Source organism: Prevotella sp. CAG:592, from assembly GCF_000436015.1.
In the GTDB taxonomy this organism is placed as follows: Bacteria; Bacteroidota; Bacteroidia; order Bacteroidales; family Bacteroidaceae; genus Prevotella; species Prevotella pectinovora.
Genome location: NZ_FR892537.1, coordinates 19,314 through 41,381, shown reverse-complemented (window position 1 = coordinate 41,381; position 22,068 = coordinate 19,314). Strand labels below are relative to the sequence as shown.

Sequence of the window (22,068 nt, the reverse complement as noted above, 5' to 3'; positions counted from 1 at the left end):
GTTTTGTAATATTGATTACTTGTTAACCTTGTCTGCCAAACAAGCAAGGGCAAGGCTGTTGAACTTAGACTCTCCGCTGTCGGCTCTTGAAGCCACTACGATAGGAGCGGTTGTTCCGCAAAGCATTCCGGCTGTCTCTGCCTTGGCAAACAAGGTGAGAGTCTTGTAGAACACATTTCCGGACTCGATGTTCGGGAAAATCAGAGCGTCGGCATTACCTACTACAGGAGAGCTGATGCCCTTGATTGCACCACTGTCTGAATCGCAGGCAGTCTTGACATCCATAGGACCATCAACACAGCAGTCGCCATACTCGCCATTGCGTGCCATCTCCTTCATTGACTCATAGCTCAATGTGTGTGGGAACTTCTCGCTCACCTTCTCTGTGCAATGGATAAGGGCAACCTTCGGGCTTTCGGCACCGAGACTGCGGCAAACTCCAAGAACATAACCAAGGATAGCCTTGAACTGCTCGTCGGTCGGACGTGGGCATACGGCAGCATCTGAGAAAACGAGAAGCTTGTCGTATGATGGTATCTCTACAACTGTCACGTGTGTCATCACATGGCCCTTCTCCAGAAGACCATATTCCTTGTTGAGCACAGCGCGCAGGAGATTGTCGGTATTGAGGGTACCCTTCATAAGAACATCAGCTCCACCATCGTGAACGAGCTTCACGGCATAGGCTGCGGCATCGTCAGGTGTGGCTGTCTCATGAACGGTAACATGATCAGGATAGTCTGCAAGGAAGCGGTCGATGAACGGTGCTCTCGTACCTCCAAGCACGAGGGTGAAATCAACGAAACCTTCTTCCAAGGCGCGGTTAATCACGTATTCAGTATGTGAGTCATTTGGGCAAACAAGTACTACTTTTTTTCTGTTTTCCAATGACTGCAAACGATTAATTAAGGTGTTAAAATTTTTAAGTAACTGCATAAACTTACATTTTTTGTGCAAAAATACATCAAAGGACTTTTGAAACAAAGCCAAACTACACATTTTTTTGTCGTTTGTGCAGATTTCCGACTTTATGTATAATAAATGCGAATTTTGGAACATACGGCAATATTTCGCAATTTACAAATAGTCAGCACCTGATGTGTTATTTAGTACACTCATTTATAGTTCGATTGACAAATGAAAGTTAACTGTTTCCGGAATAAAGACAAGGTAGAGACGACTGGCAAAAATATGACTGCAAGCAATTGAAATCTGATGCAATTAACGGCACAATGACCATTGGAAGTTAAGGAAAAACCTACAAAAGCGATTTTATACGTACAAAATTCAAGTGTTAATATATTTTTTAGTACTTTTGCAGACTTATAAGAAAAATGAATCGAAAAATAATGAATAAAAGACAGTTCAGAGGTGCCCTGTTCGACCTTGACGGCGTGGTGTTCGACACCGAACCGCAATACACGATATTCTGGGGCAACCAATTCAAGGAATACTATCCAGGAAGCCACGAGATGGAAAAGCTCATCAAGGGACAGACCCTTGTGGAGATATACGACAAATACTTCCCTGACCCATCGGTGCAGGAGGAGATAACAAGAAGGCTCGACAGGTTTGAAGACGAGATGCAGTTTGAATATGTCAGAGGCTTTGAGGATTTCGTAAAGAACATACGCGAGAATGGCGTAAAGACTGCCGTCGTGACAAGTTCCAACGTGATGAAGATGAAGAACGTGTATGCCAAGCACCCGGAGTTCAAGGGGTATTTCGACGAGATTCTCACTTCAGAAGACTTCGACGAGAGCAAACCGTCGCCAGACTGCTATCTGAAAGCCGCAGAGCGTTTCGGACTGACTTCTGACGAATGCGTGGTTCTGGAGGACAGCTTCAACGGACTGAAATCAGGAAGGGCTGCAAAAATGTTCGTAGTGGGATTTGCAACGACAAACTCCCATGAGGCAATAGAACCATACTCAGACACCGTTGTTGACGACTACACAGGCTTGAGTTACGAAGGAATAATGAAATCATTGGGACAAGATGCCTGATGAACATAATAATGAGTATAAACCAATTAAAGAAATAAAAAAACAAGAAAAGAAAATGTCAGGTTATTTAGTAAGCGACAACCGAAAGGTTACGACCCATCGTTTCATCGAAATGAAGGAGCGTGGAGAGAAAATCTCAATGTTGACGTCATACGACTTTACCACAGCTGGTATCGTTGACGGTGCCGGTATCGACGGTATTCTGATAGGCGACTCTGCCTCTAACGTGATGGTGGGCAACAGCACTACCCTACCTATTACGATAGACCAGATGATCTATCACGCAAGTGCCGTGGCAAGAGCAGTAAAAAGAGCTCTCGTGGTATGCGACATGCCGTTCGGAAGCTATCAGGTGGACAGAAAAGAGGGCGTGAAAAACGCCATCAAGATAATGAAGGAAAGCGGATGCGACGCTCTGAAACTTGAGGGCGGAGTGGAAATCATTGATACCGTGAAGGGTATATTGGATGCCGGCATCCCTGTTATGGCACATCTCGGACTGACTCCGCAGAGCATCAACAAATTCGGTACTTATGCCGTGCGCGCAAAAGAGGAGGCTGAGGCTGAGAAACTCGTTTCTGACGCTTTGCTGCTCCAGGAAGCAGGATGCTTCTCTGTGGTATTCGAGAAGGTGCCGGCAAGTCTTGCCACAAAGGTGAGCAAGGAACTGACCATCCCTACAATCGGTATCGGAGCCGGAAACGGAACTGACGGACAGATTCTCGTGGTGGACGATATGCTCGGAATGACAAAGGGATTCAGTCCTAAATTCCTGCGCAGATATGCCGACCTCAACACCGTCATGACAGACGCCATAGGCAACTACATAAGAGACGTGAAGAGCAGCGATTTCCCCAACAGCGAGGAATCGTATTGATATTAACTAAAACAACGCCAAATGCATACTGACTTCTGGAAACTGACTACTTCTACATTTTTCATTGCCGCGGCAATGTATATGCTGATTCCGACAATGCCGGAGATTCTGTCTTCTGTCCTGGAACTATCACAGACACAGATAGCATCATGGACGGGAATGCCGGGAGTATCGGTATTCGCCTTTGGCTTATTCTGTTCATATCTCATCCAGAGATACAGACGCAACAAAGTCTGCATATTGTCAACGGCATGTATGGCGCTGACAATTCTGGCAACGACGTATCTGATGGATGAATTCCTGCTCAAAGGAATAATACAGGAAAGTCCCGTCTTCCTCCTCGCGACAAGGGGGTTGATGGGGGCTTTCTTCGGTTTGTCGCTGATGATTCTCAGCAGCACGCTGACAATAGACTGCTGCGACTCTGACCACCGCACAAAAGCAAACACCATCATGGCATGGACGCATCTGGCGGCAATTCCTGCCGGAGGGTCAATCGGACTGCTGATGGTAATAGAATCCAACATACAGAATGTGCTGTATACCGCCATGGCATCTTGTTTCATAGCGATATATATAATGTCGAGCATCAAGTTCCCGTTCAAGGCCCCGGAAGAAACCCTGAAGAGAATGTCATGCGACCGTTTCTTCGTGGTGTCAAGTCTGCCGATCATTATCCCGAACATCGCCATCGGCATAGTAATAGGAACCGTGATCATCTGCATAAGACAAATGAAAGAGTTTGCCGGCATATTGGCTGGTATTCTGCTGGCAATATTGGCAATATACATCATCTTCTTCCGCAAATCACAGACCACGAAATGCAAATTCACTCTCTGCGGCGGAAACCACACCACTACAATGCTGCCGGCCATTGGCTATGCGCTGCTTGCGGCATCGCTGATTCTGGCAATAAGGGCATTGACTGTAAATCCCTTGCTGCATCTCATCTGTATGGTGGCATCAGGAGCGGCGGCAACGATACTGATGTCTGTACATCATTCGTGCTTCATCGAGACAGCAGACCATTGTCAGCGCGGCTCTGCCTTGAGCACATATTTCCTGACTCTGGAATTGGGAATAAGCATCGGATTATTCACAAGCTTGATGACCGCAGCCCCACAAAACCCTGTCTGCGAGTTTACAACAGACAATATTTACTACATCCTGTTGACAAGCAGCATTATTGCAGCATTGTCATATTTCTTCATCACAAAAAAGTATATTTCTGACAAGATAGAGCGGAATATGTAAAATAGAAATCAAAAATCAAGTGATTTTCAAAAAAAGTCCACGGATATTTTGCAGATTAAAAATAAATCCCTACCTTTGCTCTCGCAATTCAGAAATATGGCTCCGTAGCTCAACTGAATAGAGCATCTGACTACGGATCAGAAGGTTACAGGTTTGAATCCTGTCGGAGTCACTAAGAATTAGATTTCATCAAGAGGTGTTTACGAAAGTAAATGCCTCTTTTTTTGCTTTATAATCTCCACAATAATTATTAAAACCAAATCGGGGACTGCTGCCGGATTTGGTGACGGAAACCACGTCTTTCGTTTCCCTTTTTACATTTTTTATCCCAGCACGACATTTTGCTTCCGCATAAAAGACATACCTTTGCATTATTGAACATCATATAATTATTTGAGGTATAAATTTGACATTGAGATGAAAAGGAAAAATACAGTTACAGGATGGCTTGTGGCATTCATTATCGGCGGATTATTACTGACAGGATGCTCAAAACAAGCGAAGAAGAAGGAGCAGAAGACAATCAAAACGGAGACTATCACCGTGGGCAGTACGGCGCTTGGAGAAACCAAAGATTATGTCGGGACTATAGAAGAAAAAATAGGGTCAACACTAAGTTTCGAGATTGCCGGCAACATCACTTCCATAAGAGTGGATGAGGGAGACAGGGTGAGCAAAGGACAAGTGCTCGCCACCATAAACCCGACCACAGTGAGGGAGGCTCACAAAAGTACGATGACTGCTCTGAAGCAGGCGGAAGACGCATATAGGAGATTTCTGCCCCTGCATAAGGCAGGAACGATTTCCGAACTGCAATGGGTGGATATTGAAAGCAAACTGGAACAGGCGAAAGCGGCAGAGAGCATAGCCCGCCAACAACTGTCGCACACCACGCTCACGGCTCCTTTTGCCGGAGTGATAGCCTCAAAGAATGCGGATTTGGGAACGTACGTCCTGCCAGGACAACCCGTACTGAAGTTGGCTGATGTGGAACAGGTAAACGCGAAGGTTTCTGTTCCTGAAAGCGAGATTTCACATCTACGCATCGGCGACAAGGTGAAACTGACGGTTGCTGCACTTGACAATGCTGTATTCTATGGAACGGTTTCGGAAAAGGGCATCGACGCCAATCCCATATCACATACTTATGACATAAAAGTGGGTATCGCCAACACTCATGGGCGTCTTCTCCCCGGCATGGTGTGCAACGCCAACGTTACGGGCGGCGCAACAAAAGAACAGGCGCATATCATCGTGCCACCACAAAGCATAGAACTGGATGTGGACAATTCTAGATTCGTTTGGACTGTAGTAAACGGGAAGGCGCATCAACAGCGTGTGGAGACCGGCGACTTCGAAGGGGACGGAATTATAATCCTGTCTGGACTGAAACCAGGCGACCAAGTTATAGTAAACGGCCAGCAGAAGGTGTCTGAGGGAATGAGAGTGGACACCGGCAAGGGTATGGACAGATAATGACGGAAAGGAAATAACATGGACATGGACAAAAAGGCGAAGAAGAAGGACACTGCCCTTCGGGAACACATCAAAGCGCGCCTCACGAGGAAACCTAACCGGGTGATAAAACGGTCATTCATAGAGGCTGCGATGTGTAACCACAATATCGTGATATTGCTTATGGGAATGCTCGTGCTCCTTGGAATACTGGGACTCGCCACGATGCCGAAGCAGGAGATGCCGCAGTTCACGGTACGCCAAGGTGCATGCGTAGCAGTATATCCGGGTGCCACATCGGCAGAGGTGGAAGAACGGGTGGCGAAACCTCTGGAGAATTTCATCTTCGGATATAAAGAGGTGAATAAAAAGAAGACATACACACAGAGCAAAGACGGCATGCTGATTGCATTCATGGAACTGAACGACTATGTGGAAGACAAAGATGCTTTCTGGAGCAAGTTCAAACATGGACTGCAGGCATTCAAGTCTTCACTGCCTTCTGGAGTAATCGCATTGCAGGCGGTAGACGATATTGCCGAGACATCGGCTTTGCTCATAACGATTGAAAGCAAACAGAAGACTTACCGGGAACTAAACACCTATATAGACAACCTGAAAGACAGGCTCCGACGCATCGACGCCATATCCAACCTCCGGACATACGGTTTGCAGAACGAACAGATAAGCATTTATCTGGACCAGAACAAGCTGTCGAAATATGGCATCGGACCCTTCAAGATACTCAACGAACTGGCGCTTCAGGGATTCACCACCATTAGCGGAAGTCTGGACATGGGCAATCTAACTCTGCCTATCCATATCACCGACTCCTACAACAACGAGCGTGATGTGGCGGAACAGATTGTATATTCCGACCCGAAAGGCAACATCGTGAGGCTCAAAGACATTGCACGCATAACGAGGGAATACCCGAAACAGGAGAAATACATCAAGAGCAATGGCAACAAATGTGTGCTCCTGTCTATCGAGATGCGACCAGGAAACGACATTGTGAAGATGGGAAATGATGTCTACAAGGCATTGGACGAGTTTGAGGGGACCTTGCCAAAGGATGTGCATATCGCCACCATCACCGACCAAAGCAAAGTGGTGAACGAATCGGTGATGAACTTTCTGCAGGAACTGCTCATCTCGGTCATTTCGGTCATCATTGTGGTCATCCTGCTGATGCCAAGACGCGTGGCTGAGGTTTCTGCCCTCAGCATTCCAATTACCATATTCTCGTCAATCGGCATTTTCTATCTCTTCAGCATGGAACTGAACACTGTGACACTGGCAGCACTCATAGTGACATTGGGAATGGTAGTAGACGACTCCGTAGTGATTATTGACAACTACATGGAAAAACTGGGACACGGCATGTCTCGATGGCATGCTGCCATAGCAGCCCCGAGAGAATTCTTCATGTCGGTGCTATCTGCCACACTGAGCATCTCACTGACCTTTTTCCCGTTTCTGTTCACCATGCACGGTGATATGGGCGATTTCGTGCAGTCGTTCCCATGGGCGATGTTCATCATCTTGAGCATTTCGCTGACAGTATCACTGCTCCTGACTCCTTATCTGCAATATATCGTGATACACCAAGGCATATCCAGCACACCGAAACCTGACGCAAAGAAGAAACCTCTTGACTATCTGCAAACGGGATATACGTGGTTGTTAGACCGCTGTTTTGCCTTTCCACGCACCACGCTTGTCATAGGAGCCGCTCTGGTTGCCACTGGAGCCATGATATTCGTGAAACTGCCACAGCGAATGATGCCTATCGCAGAGCGCAACCAGTTTGCCGTGGAATTCTATCTTCCCAACGGTACGACAGCTGAAAAGACATCCATTATAGCCGACTCCATGGCTAATATTCTGAAACGAGACCCTAAAGTGACTGCCGTAACGATGTTTATCGGACAAGGATCGCCACGTTTTCACACTACATACGCTCCACAGATTGGCGGACCAAACTTCGCACAGTTCATTGTAAATACCGTGAGCAATGATGCTACGGAGGAGGTGCTCAACAAGTATGCCGACCATTATTCCAACTATTTCCCGAATTGCTATATCCGCTTCAAGCAGATGGACTATAATTCTGCTTCTTATCCCATCGAGATAAGAGTGAGCGGCGACAGTATCAGCGACCTGAAAAAGGCTGCCAAACAGATTGCCGCCTGCATGCATGAGGTGGAGGGGATAAACCTGATACGAACAAATTACGAGGAACCGCAGCCTGGAATAAGGGTTACACCGGATGCTATAGAGGCAAACAGACTGGGTGTGAACAAGACTATCCTCTCTGCTGACCTGGCAATTCATTTCGGCAGCGGTTTACCGACGTCTACTCTCTGGGAAGGCGATTACCCGGTGAAAATGGTACTGAAATCGGAAAACGACAGTGATTTGGCAAATGAATACATCCCCGTAATGGGTGGAACAGCCAGCGTACCGCTACGGCAGTTGGCAAAGATTTCACCTGACTGGCATGACGGCAGCATAATACGCCGTAATGGTGTCCGCACAATATCTATCGTGGGCGAACCATTACGAGGATATAACGCCAACAAGCTGTCTGAAGAGCTGAAGACAAAGGTTGCCGGACTCTCACTCGACCCGAATCTCACATGGGAAGTAGGAGGTATGTCGGAAAAAGATGCTGAAACCATGCCGCAAGTGATATCGGGAGTGATGGTTGCGATACTGGTGATATTCTTCATTCTCCTCTTCCATTTCAAACGCATCAGTCTGGCATTGGTAAATCTCTCTTCAATGTCGCTCTGCATCTTCGGAGCAGCCATAGGACTCTTCATCACGGGATATGACGTCAGCCTGACATGTGTATTGGGTGTTGTCAGTCTGATGGGAATACTTGTGCGCAACGGTATCATCATGCTCGACTATGCCGAGGAACTCCGGCGCGACAAGGGACTGTCAATACGCGATGCCGCCTTCCAAGCCGGCGAGCGACGCATGCGCCCTATCTTCCTCACATCAGCAGCAGCCTCAGTGGGCGTATTGCCGATGATGTTGGAAAACAACACGTTATGGTCGCCAATGGGTGCTGTGATATTCTTCGGCACACTAATCTCGATGGTTCTCATAGCCACAATCCTGCCTGTGCTATACTGGCTCGTGTTTGACAAGCACGGAAAGTATAGCTTAAGGAAGAAGAAAACAAATATTCTATAGCAACCAAACAAGCATTATTACTTGACGAAAAGCCAAGCAAACTCAAAATACTACAAAATGAGGGTATGCCAAATACGACATACCCCCATTTTGTTATATAAGAAGTTGAAATATTACTGCTTCTGCATGATGTCTCCACCAATCTTGATAGCCTCCATGTTCAGAGGAATCAACTTGTGGTGACGCTCAGGAAGAGTCTTGAATAGAGCCTTCTCAACACCATTCTCACTAACCACAGGAGAAACCTTGAGCATACCACCAAGTACGATCATATTAAACACCTTGGTATTCTTGAGCTCTGCAGCCTTGTCCATAGCATCGATGCGATAGATGTCAATGTCGGTGCGGGTTGGGGGGCTGATGATACCATTTCCCTCGTAGATGAGGATACCACCTGGCTTAACGCGAGACTCGAACTTGTCGAGTGATGGCTGGTTGAGTACAATAGCAATGTCAAACTTGCTGAGCACTGGTGATGAAATACGCTCATCGCTTACGATTACAGTAACGTTGGCAGTACCACCACGCTGCTCTGGTCCGTAAGCTGGCATCCATGTTACTTCCTTGTCTTCCATAAGACCAGAGTAAGCTAAGATCTTACCCATGGAAAGAACACCCTGACCACCAAATCCTGATATGATTATTTCTTTTTTCATTCGTCTATAGTATTTTTAAGGTCTCCTTTCGGATAGAATTCGAACATTTTCTCACGCAACCACTCGTTTGCCTTTACAGGAGAGAGTTTCCAACCACTGTTACATGTACTTGTAATCTCTACGAGGCTTGAGCCCTTGCCCTGCATAGAAGCCTCGAAAGCCTTGCGGATAGCCTTCTTTGCTGAACGGATAGCTGCTACTGTGTCAACGCTCTGGCGTGTAACATAGCATGTACCCTGAAGTGTGGCAGCGATTTCTGTCATCTTCAATGGGTATCCGTGAAGCTCCGGTGTACGGCCATAAGGACAAGTTACAGTCTTCTGTCCGAGCAATGTAGTAGGAGCCATCTGACCACCAGTCATACCATAAATGGCATTGTTGATGAAGATGATAGTGATGTTCTCACCACGGTTCAGTGCGTGGATTGTCTCAGCTGTACCAATACAAGCCAAGTCACCATCACCCTGATATGTGAACACGAGACGGTCTGGCCAGCAACGCTTGATACCAGTAGCAACTGCAGGAGCACGTCCGTGAGCAGCCTCAGACCAGTCGATGTCAATATAACGATATGCGAATACAGAGCAACCTACCGGGCTTACACCTACAGCCTTGTCCTGCATGCCCATCTCTTCGATAACCTCTGCAACGAGCTTATGAACAACTCCATGAGAGCAACCTGGGCAGTAGTGCATAGGAGTGTCGTTCATCAACGACGGTTTTTCATATACCAGATTCTCTGGTGCAATTATATCTTCTTTCATGCTGTTTCAAAATTAAAGATTAGCCATTAAATCTTCCGCTCTTGATATTCTCTTTCAGAGAGTTTACAATCTCCTCTGGATCTGGAACGATACCACCAAGACGGCCGAAATGCTCTACTGGCACAGTGCCGTGGGTAGCGAGACGTACATCCTCTACCATCTGGCCGGCGTTGATCTCAACAGAGAGAACACCCTTCTTGCCCTTAGCAAGAGCCTCAAGCTGCTTCTCCGGGAAAGGCCACAATGTGATAGGACGGAAGAGTCCGACCTTCAAGCCAGCCTCGCGAGCGAGCTCCATTGCCTTCTCTGAGATACGGGCTGCACTACCGAATGCAACAAACAGATAGTCAGCATCCTCACACTGTGAAGTCTCATATCTAACCTCATTCTCCTTTACCAGCTCATACTTCTTGAGAAGCTTCTGGTTACGGATTTCCATGACCTCTGGCTGCAACTCAAGAGAAGTGATGATGTTTGGCTTACGGTCTGGTGTGCGACCGAATGTAGCCCAAGGACATTCTTTCTTGATTTCCTCCTCGGTACGACGTGGCTTAACTGGTGGCAATACCACCTTCTCCATCATCTGACCGATAACACCGTCGCTAAGAATCATCGCTGGCATGCGATACTTGAATGCAAGTGTGAAAGCGAGATCCATGAAGTCTGCCATCTCCTGAACTGAAGATGGAGCGAGAACGATAACATAATAGTCACCATTACCACCACCACGAGTAGACTGGAAATAGTCACTCTGTGAAGGCTGGATAGTTCCCAGACCAGGACCACCACGCTGCACGTTGATGAATACACCTGGAAGCTCAGCACCTGCCATATAAGAGATTCCCTCCTGCATAAGGGCTACACCAGGGCTTGATGAAGAAGTGAATACCTTCTTACCTGCACCTGCCGCTCCATAAACCATGTTGATGGATGCCACCTCACTCTCAGCCTGGAGAACTACCATACCAGTTGTCTCCCATGGCTTGAGCTCTGCAAGAGTCTCGATCACCTCACTCTGAGGTGTGATAGGATAACCGAAATAAGCATCACATCCGCAACGGATTGCTGCGTGAGCGATAGCCTCATTTCCTTTCATTAAAAGAATTTCTTTTTCTGCCATTGCTTAATCCTCCATACGTTTTTTGTAAACACTGATACATCCATCAGGACATACGATACCACACGACGCACAACCGATACAATCATCGGGGCGTACAGCCACGGCATAAGGATAACCGTTCACATTGACATGTTTGTCAGACAATGCGATGACATCCTTAGGACAAGCTACAACACACAGAGAGCAGCCTTTGCAGCGGTCTGTGTTAACTACAATTGATCCTTTGATTTTGCCCATGTCTTTTCTAAATTAAATTAAAGGGTAACAGTTAAGGACTACAGGAGATAACCCGTCTCCTCATGTCCATCGCCTTAAGCTTATAAAATCTTTTAGTCTAAATTTTTCTTTCGTCAGTCACAAGAAAATGCACAAACCCACATCATGTTTATGGGTTGTACATATCCTTGTTGTAGAAGTTGAGGATGTCCATAACCATCCTCTTGGCCTCAACGGCAGCGCATTCTGCATCTAGAGCTATCGCTTCATTATAGCAGCGGATAGCCTCCTGCCAGTTTCCAGCACGCTGAAACTCCCTTCCTTCCATGTAAAATTCTTCTGCCGTCATGATATTGAATTATTTTGTTCTGTCTTATTATCATTTGTAATACTCCTTCTTACCTGCCGCCAAAGTGTTTTTCATGAGCGAGCAGATAGTCATCGGTCCTACTCCGCCAGGAACAGGAGTGATGAAAGAGCATTTTGGAGAGACCTCATCGAACTTCACGTCTCCATTAAGACGGAATCCGCTCTTGCGTGTAGCGTCCGGCACACGTGTGGTACCGACATCGATTACTACGGCACCCTCCTTCACCATATCAGCAGTAACGAAGTCCGGTCTGCCGATGGCTGCAATTATGATGTCAGCCTCGCGACATTCCTCCTTGAGAGTCTTGGAATGGCTGTGACATACAGTCACCGTGGAGTCACCATACTGCTTCTGCATCATCAACTGTGCCATAGGCTTGCCTACGATGTTGCTTCTGCCGAGAACAACACATTTCTTGCCAGACGTCTCGATATTATAACGCTGAAGCAATGTCAGTATGCCGAGCGGTGTGGCTGAGATGAAGCAAGGCAGACCTATCGCCATTCTACCCACATTGACTGGATGGAATCCGTCAACATCTTTTCTATAGTCGATAGCCTCGATTACCTTCTGCTCATCAATATGCTTGGGGAGCGGGAGCTGAACGATAAAACCGTCAACATCAGCATCGTCATTCAGTTTCTTCACTGTATCAAGGAGTTCCTCCTCGCTCACATTCTCTTCGAAACGTATCAGTGAACTTTTGAATCCGCAAGCTTCACAAGCGAGAACCTTGTTCTTTACATACGTCTCGCTACCGCCATCGTGACCCACGAGAATAGCGGCAAGATGAGGCTGTTTACCTCCCTTTGCCATTATATCTTTCACTTCAGCGGCAATCTCTTCCTTGATTTTCGCCGCTGTAGCCTTTCCGTCAATCAACTGCATATCTTGTTTATATGTAAGTTTTGTAATTTCTTAATTAAAACTCCTGCCTATCACATCTTAGGCATACCACCCGGCATTCCTGGCATTCCGCCCTTCATGTGCTTCATGGCGTTCATCATCTGTGTCATCTTCGAGCCAGTCACCATCTTCATCATCTTGCGAGTCTGGTCGAACTGCTTTATCAGACGGTTCACGTCCTGGATATTCGTACCGGATCCCTTGGCGATGCGCTGGCGGCGACTCGTATTGAGGAGTTCCGGATTAGTGCGCTCCTTTGGAGTCATACTGAGGATTATCGCCTCGATACCCTTGAAAGCATTGTCGTCGATGTCCACATCCTTGATTGCTTTTCCCACACCCGGAATCATCGAAGCCAAGTCTTTCAGATTACCCATCTTCTTGATCTGCTGAATCTGTCCGAGGAAATCGTTGAAGTCGAACTTGTTTTTCTGAATCTTCTTCTGCAGACGTTTTGCCTCCTCTTCATCAAACTGCTCTTGAGCACGCTCAACCAAGCTGACGATATCTCCCATTCCGAGAATACGGTCAGCCATACGTGACGGATGGAAAACATCGATTGCTTCCATCTTCTCACCAGTTCCGACAAACTTGATAGGCTTTGTCACAACCGTTCTGATACTCAATGCCGCACCACCGCGTGTATCACCATCGAGCTTTGTCAGAACGACACCGTCAAAATCAAGACGGTCATTGAATGTCTTTGCCGTATTCACGGCATCCTGACCGGTCATGGAGTCAACAACGAAGAGTGTCTCGTCGGGATTGACGGCATTCTTCAGTCTTTCTATCTCGTCCATCATCTCTTCATCAACGGCGAGACGACCGGCGGTATCTATAATAACGACATCGTAGCTCTTTGCCTTAGCCTCCTTTATGGCATTGTTGGCAATCTCTACGACATTCTTGTTTCCATCTTCTGAATACACAGGAACACCGATCTGCTCTGCAACGACCTTGAGCTGCTGAATAGCGGCAGGACGATAAACGTCGCACGCCACGAGCAACGGATTCTTGTGTTGTTTCTTCTTGAGCATATTGGCAAGCTTTCCACTGAAAGTCGTCTTACCGGAACCTTGAAGACCAGACATCAGGATGATAGACGGTCTGCCCTGAAGCTTCAGCTCGGCAGCATCACCACCCATAAGTTCAGCGAGCTCGTCGTGAACGAGCTTCACCATAAGTTGTCCTGGTTTTACGGCAGTGAGCACATTCATACCCATCGCCTTCTTCTTTACGGTGTCAACAAAAGTCTTGGCAACCTTATAATTGACATCCGCTTCCGTCAATGCCCTACGTACATCTTTGAGCGTTTCTGCAACGTTAATCTCTGTAATCTTTCCCTCTCCTTTCAGTATCTTGAAGGAACGCTCAAGTCTGTCACTTAGATTCTCAAACATAAATTTCTATATAATATTTCGTTCTTCTTTTAATTTTCTTTTGCAAATATAAGAAATATGGTTTAGAAACAAAAGGAACAGAGGATGTATTTAAAATATTTTAAACACTTTGACTATAAAAAATGCTTTAGCAAAGGAAATCAGGCCTTGCCACATTTACAAAATTGCGATTAAACACGTGAAATCCACTAAAATGTAAACTACACACTACAAGTCAAATCACCTCATGCCTCCAAATCCCATATCCGGTTCTGAACCGAACATTCCACCATATGGATTTCTGTAGTCCCGTTGTCCCATAGAAACAGACACCTGAACGCTGAAACTCGGACTGAAATTATACTTCACGGCAGCGCCTATACGGTCACCGAGGTCGTCCATCGTACAAAAGCGATATGGGATTGGTTTGTTTACAAGGCTTTTTCTGCCATAGACATATGCCTCCCAGTGCTCATCAAATTTATATCCGAGAACTGCGCTGACACCGGCATCTGTAAACCTGTCGTGTGCCCAATATGCATTGCTCACCCATCCGCCAATGGCAAGAGTGAGCCGTTTGGTCAACGGCAGAGCATACATCATAGACAAATCCTGTGCGAAGCCTGCTCCCTTGGGGGCTCCTTTGCCAAAGGCTGCGAATACGGAAGCACCGAGATTCACGTTGAGACCTTTATGGAGAGTCCAGTTGTTGACCCCCCACCACCCATCATAAGGATAAGTCATGAGCGGCACTTGTCCTTTCATATTGAGAGTCGGCAAATTCAACGTATCCGCATTCTGTCTGCCTCTATCGAGATATTCTGTGCGAGCGTATGGCTGCGGCCCTACCGATGGAGGGACAATACAGTCTTTGTTCATCTCAAGACTTGCCAATGAATCTGCCTGCAAAACATCCTTAGGTTTCACCTGCTTCATATCATCAAGATTCTCCTGAGCCATTACTATCGAAGGCAAGGCAAGGATAGCGGAAAATATCAGAAACAATATTTTTTTCATACAGACAAAAGTAATCTATTATCGTCTTTCCACCAAATGACTAAAACTTTTTTCACCTTTATTATATATAAGTAGATGAACTGAAAGAAATTTGAAGTCAAGCCGGACGGCCACTCAAATCGCACAAGAGGAATCGCCCAAGAAGAGAATGCCTACCAGTTGACAAATACAAGTCAATGAGAAACTACAATATTTCCTGCGGAGTTTCCACAAATGTCGTAGCCCCATTCTCTATCAAGAATTCTTTGTCACGGAATCCCCACAAAACACTGATGCATGGAATGCCGACATTTTTTGCTGTGTTCACATCAACATCACTGTCACCTATATATACAGCTTCCTCTTTGTCTACACCAAGCAGACGGAAGGCTTCGAGCACGGTGTCCGGAGCTGGCTTCTTTCTTATATTCTCCCTCTCACCGATTGCCACCTTAACATATTCTCCAAAGAAATGCCGCACGAGTTCACCTGTGGCATCATAGAATTTATTGCTCACCACTGCAATATTCTTTCCTCTCTTTTTCAGTTCGCGAAGAAGATCCACGATACCCGGATATGGCTTTGTTGTGTCGAGTCCATGCTCCAAGTAATGTTTTTTGAATGTGGCATAAGCATCCTCGAACAATGGGTTGTCGAGTCCATCGGGAACAGCCCGCTCCATAAGTTTCTTCACTCCATTACCTACGAAGTTTCTCACTTCATCAACCGTATGCTGCGACATTCCATATTCTTTCAATGCGAAGTTAACACTTGCCGCCAAATCATTGATGGTATTTAGCAGCGTACCGTCCAAATCAAAAACGTAGGTCTTGTATTCTCTCATTTTAATAATGAATTAATGATTGCTATAATATATCTTTCCAGCTTTTAAAATATACCTGAACACGTACCGGCAAAGGTATGATTGCAGGATGCAAAAGTATTACAAATATATGAAACGACAAAGACAAGCATGATTATTATACGCTCCATAACAAGAATGAAACAAAAGTACGACATGATGGTTGGAATTACAAAATGAACTTATTGGGCATTTGTCTGACAGCAATTCTGCCCATCCGGGACAAGCAGCGTACCACAGTTGGGAAAGCAGCGTGCCCATTTAATAACAAACCGACATTAGGATTAATGTGTGCACTAAATTAATTCCACCAACGAGTTAAACCAGCAATAATCTACCAAGAAAAAGGTATTTTAGACTAATTATGCACGTTTTTGTTTACTAAATGCCTGTTATCCGACAAAAAACTTGTAACTTTGCAGCGCTTAATTATAAACAAACATATAGATAAAAATGAAAGCATTTGTATTTCCCGGACAGGGAGCACAGTTCGTAGGTATGGGCAAGGACCTCTACGAAAACAATCCATTGGCAAAAGAACTTTTCGATAAGGCTAACGAGATTCTCGGTTATAGCATCACCGACATCATGTTCAACGGAACAGACGAGGAACTGAAGCAGACCAAGGTTACTCAGCCTGCAGTATTCCTCCACAGCGTAATCAGCGCACTCTGCATGGGCGACGCTTTCCAGCCATCAATGGTTGCAGGTCACTCTCTCGGAGAGTTTTCTGCTCTCGTAGCAGCTGGAGCACTGAGCTTCGAAGATGGTCTGAAACTTGTTTACGCCCGTGCCATGGCTATGCAGAAGGCATGTGAGGCAGCTCCATCGACAATGGCAGCAATCGTAGGTCTGGCCGATGACAAGATCGAAGAAATCTGTGCTGAAGTAAGCAAGCCTGGTTGCGTGGTAGTGCCTGCAAACTACAACTGCCCAGGCCAGCTCGTTATCTCTGGAAACATCGAGGCTATCAACGAGGCATGCGAGAAACTGAAGGCAGCCGGAGCAAAGCGTGCCCTACCGCTGAAGGTGGGTGGTGCTTTCCACTCTCCACTCATGCAGCCAGCCAAGGACGAACTTGAGGCAGCTATCGAGAAGACCGAAATCCACGCTCCTAAGTGTCCGGTATACCAGAACGTTGACGGCAAGCCTCATACTGACCCTACCGACATCAAGAAGAACCTCATCGCACAGCTCACAAGCTCTGTACGCTGGACAGAGTGTGTAAAGAACATGATCGCTGACGGAGCAGACGACTTCACAGAATGTGGTCCTGGCAAAGCTCTTCAGGGTATGATCGGCCGTATCGACAAGACTGTAGCCGCTCACGGAATACAGTAAGTACAACCTCTTAAACAGCATAAGGAGTCATAGGTTTTTCACCTATGGCTCTTTTTTTGTACCTACTTCTGGCGATAATTTGAAAATAATATGTAAATTTGCATAAAACGGAAAACTTATGGAAAAAGCTATAATCTACCAAATCTTCACAAGACTGTTCGGAAACACGAATACAACAAGGAAACACAACGGTACGCTGACGGACAACGGATGCGGTAAACTCAACGCATTCACTCCAGCTGTGTTGCGCAGAATAAAGGAGCTCGGCGCCACACACGTATGGTATACAGGAGTGATACGACACGCCACAACAACAGACTATACCCGATACGGAATACCACGGCAACATCCGGCTGTGGTGAAAGGAAATGCGGGTAGTCCATATGCCATAACCGACTATTACGACATAGACCCAGACCTGGCGACTAACGTAGAAAAGCGAATGAACGAATTCGAATCTCTCGTAAAGCGCACACACAAAGCCGGCTTGAAGATGATAATAGACTTTGTGCCCAACCACGTGGCACGACAATACAAATCGACAGCAAAACCAAAAGGCATTGCCGACTTCGGCGAGAACGACAATACAGGAATGCAATTCTCTCCGCAAAACAATTTCTACTACTGTCCGGAACAAAGTTTTGCAGCCGACATCGATCTCTATCATGGTGAAGAACTACCATACGAGGAATTCCCAGCCAAAGCCACAGGCAACGACTGCTTCGGAAACAGACCGGGCAGGAACGACTGGTATGAGACGGTGAAGCTGAACTACGGCGTGGACTACTGCGATGCCGGCGGAGTATCCACACACTTCTCCCCCACTCCAGACACTTGGAAGAAGATGCTCGACATACTGCTATTCTGGGCAGGAAAAGGAGTAGACGCATTCAGATGCGACATGGCTGAAATGGTGCCGTCAGCTTTCTGGCAATGGGTCACGACGGAAGTGAGAAAAAAACATCACAACGTGAAATTCATTGGCGAGGTATACAATCCCGGCAGATACAGAGAATATATAAATGCCGGTTTTGACTATCTCTACGACAAGGTGGGAATGTATGACAGCTTGCGTGACGTGGTATGCGGCCACAGGAGCGCCACTGATATCACGAGACAGTGGCAAACGAATGACGACATCGCTGACCACATGCTCTATTTCCTGGAAAACCATGACGAGCAGCGAATTGCAAGCGACTTCTTTGCCGGCGACGCCAGGAAAGGCATACCGGCTCTTATGACAAGCGCACTTATGAGAACCAACCCGTTCATGCTTTATGCCGGACAGGAATATGGAGAGAGAGGAATGGACGAAGAGGGATTCAGCGGAAGAGACGGAAGAACGACAATATTCGACTACTGGTCTGTCGACTCGCTGATACACGGATATTCAAGCAGAAGACAACTGACAAAAGAGGAAAAATCAATCGAAGCCACATACAAGAAGGTGCTAAACATTGCGACCAGCGAGAATGCCGTAACAGAAGGCAAGTTCTTCGACCTCATGTATGTAAACCCAACATCTGCAGACTTCAATGCAGACAGGCAATACGTTTTCTTAAGAAGCAACGAAGACGATTTGATGATAGTACTTGCCAACTTCAGCGACGAGAACAGCGACTGCAAGATAAACATTCCGCAACACGCCTTCAACTATCTCAACCTGAAGCAAGGAATAATGGAAGGAACCGACCTGCTGAACGGAGAGAAAATCACCATCACCCTTTCTGACACCGACCCACTGAATCTTTCAGTGGAGGCATGGAGCGGCAGAGTGATAAAGATATCAAAAAGAATCAAACAATAATAATCTATGGACTACGAACTGAATACACACAACAAAGAGGAGTTTCCGCCGGCTCATACCGCCGAACATCTTCTCAACCAGACGATGATGAGGATGTTCGGATGTGAACGATCACGAAACGCTCATATAGAGCGAAAGAAAAGCAAAATCAGTTATATCCTTGACCACAAGCCCGACCGCAACGAGGAAAAGGAAATAGAACGCAGGATGAACGAGCTGATAGCCGAAGATCTGCCAGTGACTTTCGAATATGTGGACAGAGACCATGTTCCCGACGATGTGCAGCTTGACAGACTGCCCGACGACGCATCGGAAACCCTGCGTATCGTGCGCATCGGCGACTACGACGCATGTCCTTGTATCGGAAAGCATGTGCGTTCTACTGCACAAATAGGAAAGTTCGTGCTGCTCGGCACCAACTGGGACGAGATGAAGCATTCGTTCAGAGTAAGATTCAAGATTGTGGCAGAATAAGGATTGGCGGGAAACTGCAAAGGATGCAACCAAACAGCATCATTCTCCCAACCAGTTCCCGATGATTCTCTTTCCATCCGGTGTCAACACACTCTCTGGATGGAATTGTATTCCATGCACTGCATAATGACGGTGGCGGAAGGACATTATCTTTCCGTCATCGCTCACAGATGTAATCTCAAGACACTCAGGAAAGCCTTCTCTGCTGACCACCCAACTATGATAACGTCCCACCTCGATACGTCTTGGCAGGCCATCAAACAGACTATCGTCTGCTATAATATCACATGGCGTAGCCACACCATGATAGACATGCGACAGATTCTCAATCTTTGCTCCAAAGACTTCGGCTATAGCCTGGTGGCCCAGACAAACTCCCAGGATTGGCAACCTGCCGGCATATTCTCTTATCACATCAAGAAGAAGCCCTGCCTCTGACGGTATGCCGGGACCGGGACTGAGCAAAAGCTTGTCGTATTCCGCCAGACTGTGGAGTTCGAAACAGTCATTGCGCAACACGTCAACATCAACACCGATAGCCTTCACGAGATGTGCAAGGTTATATGTAAAACTGTCGTAATTGTCAATTATAGCGATTCTCATATTCTCCCTGATTTTTGTCTTCAAATCATTTTCTCAATAAGGAGATGAAATCTTTAAGTTTTGAGGTATCTTTGATGCCAGGCTTCGTCTCAAATCCTTCGTTCAGGTCTACACCTGCAAAACAAGGATTGGAAACAGCCTTTATGCCGTCCAAATCCTCCGTCACTATTCCTCCTACAAGGAATGGCAAACCACCATCGTATTCATCAAGCAACTCAAAGTCTGAACACGACCTTGCCCCCTCCGTATCATCGTTTTTCATATTGAAGACCAACATGTCGGCATGAGCTGAATATTGTCTGCTTGATTTCAAATCATCTATATTCGCCACATTCAGTGTCTTGAAAATTCTGACACCTTTGCAAATATCAGGATCAAGAGTCCGGCGAAGGTTGTCTATCATTACTGGCGACTCGCTGCCTTGAAGTTGAACACAATCGAGCTTGTAATTATATACAGCAGTGACGATGTTCTGCGGCATGTCGTCGGCAAAGACTCCCACACGCCGTGGTGAATTGTTTTCGGCGATGAGTCTCCTGTCTGCATAATCGGGAATAATGGCAGCCAAAGACGCTATCATGCCGACATGACGCGGATCATCTTTACAGAAATTAAATCCCATCATGTCGATGCCCAGTTTCCCCACATCGCGAATATTCTCCGGATCGCGCATTCCGCATACTTTTATCATCATAAGCTGGTGATTAAAAAAACGAATTATCCTATAGAAGCTGTCTGAATGCGAGTTGACGACAAACAGCCCACATGTCATTTTTCCATTCCTTTCATGGAAACGGCAGACAAAGGTAATGTTTTATTTTCAATCTCCATTCTTTTCCATCAAATTACTGTGAGGTAAACAGGAAAAAAATTCACTCAAAAAACACGAAAAGCCCGCTTATAGAAAGCTTATTTACGAGAAATACATTAAATTTGCAAAAATTGGGATTATCACTACGGATACGACAACAATGACTTACAAAATAAATAAAAAAATATCAAGATGAAAAAGATTGCACTTATCACAGGAGCCACAAGCGGCATTGGAGAAGCCTGTGCAAGAAAGTTTGCCGAAGGCGGTTATGACTTGATTCTCACGGCACGCCGCGAGGAGAAACTGGCTGAAATCAAAGCCGAACTGGAAGCCAGGGGCACGGAGGTGAAGACCTTGGCATTCGATGTACGCGATACGGCTGCCGCAAAAAAGGCGATAGACTCGCTCGATGAGGAATGGAAGAAAATCAACGTGCTGATAAACAATGCCGGACTCGCCCTTGGCCTCGACAAGGAATATGAAGCCAAGCCAGAAGAATGGGACGCGATGATCGACACCAACGTGAAGGGACTGCTCACAATGACGCGCCTTGTGGTGCCGGGTATGGTGAAACGCAACGAGGGCAACGTGATAAACATCGGTAGCGTGGCAGGCGATGCCGCCTACGCCGGAGGAAACGTATACTGTGCCACAAAGGCAGCCGTGAAGGCTCTGTCTGACGGACTGCGTATCGACGTAGCCGACACGGCTGTGCGAGTGACGAACCTCAAGCCGGGACTCGTGGAAACGAACTTCAGCAAGGTGCGCTTCCATGGCGACAACGAGCGTGCCGACAATGTATACAAGGGCATCAAGCCGCTCACTGGTGCCGACATCGCCGATGTAGCCTTCTATGCAGCATCGGCTCCGAAGCACGTGCAGATTGCCGAAGTGCTCATACTTGCCACACACCAGGCAAGCGGAAGTGTAGTGCACAGGGAAAAATAACAAATCCCTATCC

At 46.6% G+C, this 22,068-nt stretch carries 19 protein-coding genes, 1 tRNA gene and 1 pseudogene; 9 read left to right on the top strand and 12 right to left on the bottom strand.

The genetic code is table 11. From position 1 onward, the window contains the following. Positions 1-15 precede the first annotated feature (15 nt). A complete protein-coding gene (locus QVO99_RS03510) occupies positions 16-936 on the bottom strand; it encodes a phosphate acyltransferase (protein WP_022316216.1) in 921 nt (306 codons plus the stop codon). 413 nt (positions 937-1,349) lie between these two features. On the opposite strand from QVO99_RS03510, the gene QVO99_RS03505 reads away from it, so the two are divergent. The 6 genes from QVO99_RS03505 to QVO99_RS03480 all read left to right on the top strand — a co-directional run bounded on the left by QVO99_RS03505 (position 1,350) and on the right by QVO99_RS03480 (position 8,799). Then, positions 1,350-2,006 (top strand): HAD family hydrolase, encoded by a 657-nt coding sequence (locus QVO99_RS03505; RefSeq protein WP_022316215.1) that lies wholly within the window; start codon positions 1,350-1,352, stop codon positions 2,004-2,006. Positions 2,007-2,061: 55 nt separating this feature from the next. After that, positions 2,062-2,883, top strand: a complete 822-nt coding sequence (gene panB / locus QVO99_RS03500; RefSeq protein ID WP_022316214.1) for a 3-methyl-2-oxobutanoate hydroxymethyltransferase — start codon at positions 2,062-2,064, stop codon at positions 2,881-2,883. 21 nt (positions 2,884-2,904) lie between these two features. Further along, a complete protein-coding gene (locus QVO99_RS03495; RefSeq protein ID WP_022316213.1) occupies positions 2,905-4,137 on the top strand; it encodes an MFS transporter in 1,233 nt (410 codons plus the stop codon). 98 nt (positions 4,138-4,235) lie between these two features. After that, positions 4,236-4,309 (top strand) — tRNA-Arg (locus tag QVO99_RS03490). A gap of 245 nt (positions 4,310-4,554) precedes the next feature. Beyond that, positions 4,555-5,613 (top strand): efflux RND transporter periplasmic adaptor subunit, encoded by a 1,059-nt coding sequence (locus QVO99_RS03485; RefSeq protein ID WP_022316212.1) that lies wholly within the window; start codon positions 4,555-4,557, stop codon positions 5,611-5,613. Between the two features lie 18 nt (positions 5,614-5,631). After that, on the top strand, positions 5,632-8,799 hold the full coding sequence (locus QVO99_RS03480) for an efflux RND transporter permease subunit (RefSeq protein WP_288176932.1): 3,168 nt from the start codon (positions 5,632-5,634) through the stop codon (positions 8,797-8,799). Between the two features lie 113 nt (positions 8,800-8,912). On the opposite strand, the gene QVO99_RS03475 is transcribed toward QVO99_RS03480, so the two are convergent. The 9 genes from QVO99_RS03475 to QVO99_RS03435 all read right to left on the bottom strand — a co-directional run bounded on the left by QVO99_RS03475 (position 8,913) and on the right by QVO99_RS03435 (position 16,050). Next, the gene (locus QVO99_RS03475; RefSeq protein WP_022316210.1) at positions 8,913-9,455 is read right to left on the bottom strand and encodes a 2-oxoacid:acceptor oxidoreductase family protein; all 543 of its coding nucleotides are present in this window, start codon (positions 9,453-9,455) and stop codon (positions 8,913-8,915) included. Further along, positions 9,452-10,219, bottom strand: a complete 768-nt coding sequence (locus QVO99_RS03470) for a thiamine pyrophosphate-dependent enzyme (protein WP_022316209.1) — start codon at positions 10,217-10,219, stop codon at positions 9,452-9,454. Before QVO99_RS03470 ends, QVO99_RS03475 begins: the two co-directional genes overlap by 4 nt. Positions 10,220-10,238: 19 nt before the next feature. Beyond that, positions 10,239-11,339, bottom strand: a complete 1,101-nt coding sequence (locus tag QVO99_RS03465; protein WP_042517202.1) for a 3-methyl-2-oxobutanoate dehydrogenase subunit VorB — start codon at positions 11,337-11,339, stop codon at positions 10,239-10,241. Positions 11,340-11,342: 3 nt separating this feature from the next. After that, positions 11,343-11,576: a 4Fe-4S dicluster domain-containing protein gene (locus QVO99_RS03460; protein ID WP_022316207.1), complete on the bottom strand. Its 234-nt coding sequence runs from the start codon at positions 11,574-11,576 to the stop codon at positions 11,343-11,345. 148 nt (positions 11,577-11,724) lie between these two features. Then, positions 11,725-11,904, bottom strand: a complete 180-nt coding sequence (locus tag QVO99_RS03455) for a tetratricopeptide repeat protein (RefSeq protein ID WP_022316206.1) — start codon at positions 11,902-11,904, stop codon at positions 11,725-11,727. A 30-nt stretch (positions 11,905-11,934) separates the two neighbouring features. Further along, positions 11,935-12,813, bottom strand: a complete 879-nt coding sequence (folD, locus tag QVO99_RS03450) for a bifunctional methylenetetrahydrofolate dehydrogenase/methenyltetrahydrofolate cyclohydrolase FolD (protein WP_022316205.1) — start codon at positions 12,811-12,813, stop codon at positions 11,935-11,937. A gap of 50 nt (positions 12,814-12,863) precedes the next feature. After that, the gene (gene ffh, locus QVO99_RS03445; RefSeq protein WP_022316204.1) at positions 12,864-14,231 is read right to left on the bottom strand and encodes a signal recognition particle protein; all 1,368 of its coding nucleotides are present in this window, start codon (positions 14,229-14,231) and stop codon (positions 12,864-12,866) included. A 219-nt stretch (positions 14,232-14,450) separates the two neighbouring features. Continuing rightward, the gene (locus QVO99_RS03440; RefSeq protein ID WP_022316203.1) at positions 14,451-15,227 is read right to left on the bottom strand and encodes a hypothetical protein; all 777 of its coding nucleotides are present in this window, start codon (positions 15,225-15,227) and stop codon (positions 14,451-14,453) included. A 184-nt stretch (positions 15,228-15,411) separates the two neighbouring features. Next, on the bottom strand, positions 15,412-16,050 hold the full coding sequence (locus tag QVO99_RS03435) for an HAD family hydrolase (protein ID WP_022316202.1): 639 nt from the start codon (positions 16,048-16,050) through the stop codon (positions 15,412-15,414). Positions 16,051-16,521: 471 nt separating this feature from the next. Between QVO99_RS03435 and fabD the strand changes: the two genes are divergently transcribed. Together fabD and QVO99_RS03425 are read left to right on the top strand one after the other, a co-directional pair. Next, entirely contained in the window at positions 16,522-17,409 is an 888-nt protein-coding gene (gene fabD, locus QVO99_RS03430; RefSeq protein WP_022316201.1) for an ACP S-malonyltransferase, read from the top strand. A 118-nt stretch (positions 17,410-17,527) separates the two neighbouring features. Then, positions 17,528-19,690 (top strand): annotated as a pseudogene (locus QVO99_RS03425) (alpha-amylase family glycosyl hydrolase). A 39-nt stretch (positions 19,691-19,729) separates the two neighbouring features. Here QVO99_RS03425 and QVO99_RS03420 read toward each other — a convergent pair. Together QVO99_RS03420 and QVO99_RS03415 are read right to left on the bottom strand one after the other, a co-directional pair. Continuing rightward, the gene (locus QVO99_RS03420) at positions 19,730-20,293 is read right to left on the bottom strand and encodes an anthranilate synthase component II (RefSeq protein WP_022316198.1); all 564 of its coding nucleotides are present in this window, start codon (positions 20,291-20,293) and stop codon (positions 19,730-19,732) included. A gap of 25 nt (positions 20,294-20,318) precedes the next feature. After that, positions 20,319-20,987: a phosphoribosylanthranilate isomerase gene (locus QVO99_RS03415; RefSeq protein WP_044066251.1), complete on the bottom strand. Its 669-nt coding sequence runs from the start codon at positions 20,985-20,987 to the stop codon at positions 20,319-20,321. Between the two features lie 309 nt (positions 20,988-21,296). Between QVO99_RS03415 and QVO99_RS03410 the strand changes: the two genes are divergently transcribed. Beyond that, a complete protein-coding gene (locus tag QVO99_RS03410) occupies positions 21,297-22,055 on the top strand; it encodes an SDR family NAD(P)-dependent oxidoreductase (RefSeq protein WP_022316196.1) in 759 nt (252 codons plus the stop codon). The last annotated feature ends 13 nt before the right edge of the window (positions 22,056-22,068 follow it).

What these genes read in the sequence shown, in the direction of transcription:
- QVO99_RS03510 (WP_022316216.1), bottom strand. Translation starts at nt 936, where the DNA reads ATGCAGTTACTTAAAAATTTTAACACCTTAATTAATCGTTTGCAGTCA.
- QVO99_RS03505 (WP_022316215.1), top strand. Translation starts at nt 1,350, where the DNA reads ATGAATAAAAGACAGTTCAGAGGTGCCCTGTTCGACCTTGACGGCGTG.
- panB (WP_022316214.1), top strand. Translation starts at nt 2,062, where the DNA reads ATGTCAGGTTATTTAGTAAGCGACAACCGAAAGGTTACGACCCATCGT.
- QVO99_RS03495 (WP_022316213.1), top strand. Translation starts at nt 2,905, where the DNA reads ATGCATACTGACTTCTGGAAACTGACTACTTCTACATTTTTCATTGCC.
- QVO99_RS03485 (WP_022316212.1), top strand. Translation starts at nt 4,555, where the DNA reads ATGAAAAGGAAAAATACAGTTACAGGATGGCTTGTGGCATTCATTATC.
- QVO99_RS03480 (WP_288176932.1), top strand. Translation starts at nt 5,632, where the DNA reads ATGGACATGGACAAAAAGGCGAAGAAGAAGGACACTGCCCTTCGGGAA.
- QVO99_RS03475 (WP_022316210.1), bottom strand. Translation starts at nt 9,455, where the DNA reads ATGAAAAAAGAAATAATCATATCAGGATTTGGTGGTCAGGGTGTTCTT.
- QVO99_RS03470 (WP_022316209.1), bottom strand. Translation starts at nt 10,219, where the DNA reads ATGAAAGAAGATATAATTGCACCAGAGAATCTGGTATATGAAAAACCG.
- QVO99_RS03465 (WP_042517202.1), bottom strand. Translation starts at nt 11,339, where the DNA reads ATGGCAGAAAAAGAAATTCTTTTAATGAAAGGAAATGAGGCTATCGCT.
- QVO99_RS03460 (WP_022316207.1), bottom strand. Translation starts at nt 11,576, where the DNA reads ATGGGCAAAATCAAAGGATCAATTGTAGTTAACACAGACCGCTGCAAA.
- QVO99_RS03455 (WP_022316206.1), bottom strand. Translation starts at nt 11,904, where the DNA reads ATGACGGCAGAAGAATTTTACATGGAAGGAAGGGAGTTTCAGCGTGCT.
- folD (WP_022316205.1), bottom strand. Translation starts at nt 12,813, where the DNA reads ATGCAGTTGATTGACGGAAAGGCTACAGCGGCGAAAATCAAGGAAGAG.
- ffh (WP_022316204.1), bottom strand. Translation starts at nt 14,231, where the DNA reads ATGTTTGAGAATCTAAGTGACAGACTTGAGCGTTCCTTCAAGATACTG.
- QVO99_RS03440 (WP_022316203.1), bottom strand. Translation starts at nt 15,227, where the DNA reads ATGAAAAAAATATTGTTTCTGATATTTTCCGCTATCCTTGCCTTGCCT.
- QVO99_RS03435 (WP_022316202.1), bottom strand. Translation starts at nt 16,050, where the DNA reads ATGAGAGAATACAAGACCTACGTTTTTGATTTGGACGGTACGCTGCTA.
- fabD (WP_022316201.1), top strand. Translation starts at nt 16,522, where the DNA reads ATGAAAGCATTTGTATTTCCCGGACAGGGAGCACAGTTCGTAGGTATG.
- QVO99_RS03420 (WP_022316198.1), bottom strand. Translation starts at nt 20,293, where the DNA reads ATGAGAATCGCTATAATTGACAATTACGACAGTTTTACATATAACCTT.
- QVO99_RS03415 (WP_044066251.1), bottom strand. Translation starts at nt 20,987, where the DNA reads ATGATGATAAAAGTATGCGGAATGCGCGATCCGGAGAATATTCGCGAT.
- QVO99_RS03410 (WP_022316196.1), top strand. Translation starts at nt 21,297, where the DNA reads ATGAAAAAGATTGCACTTATCACAGGAGCCACAAGCGGCATTGGAGAA.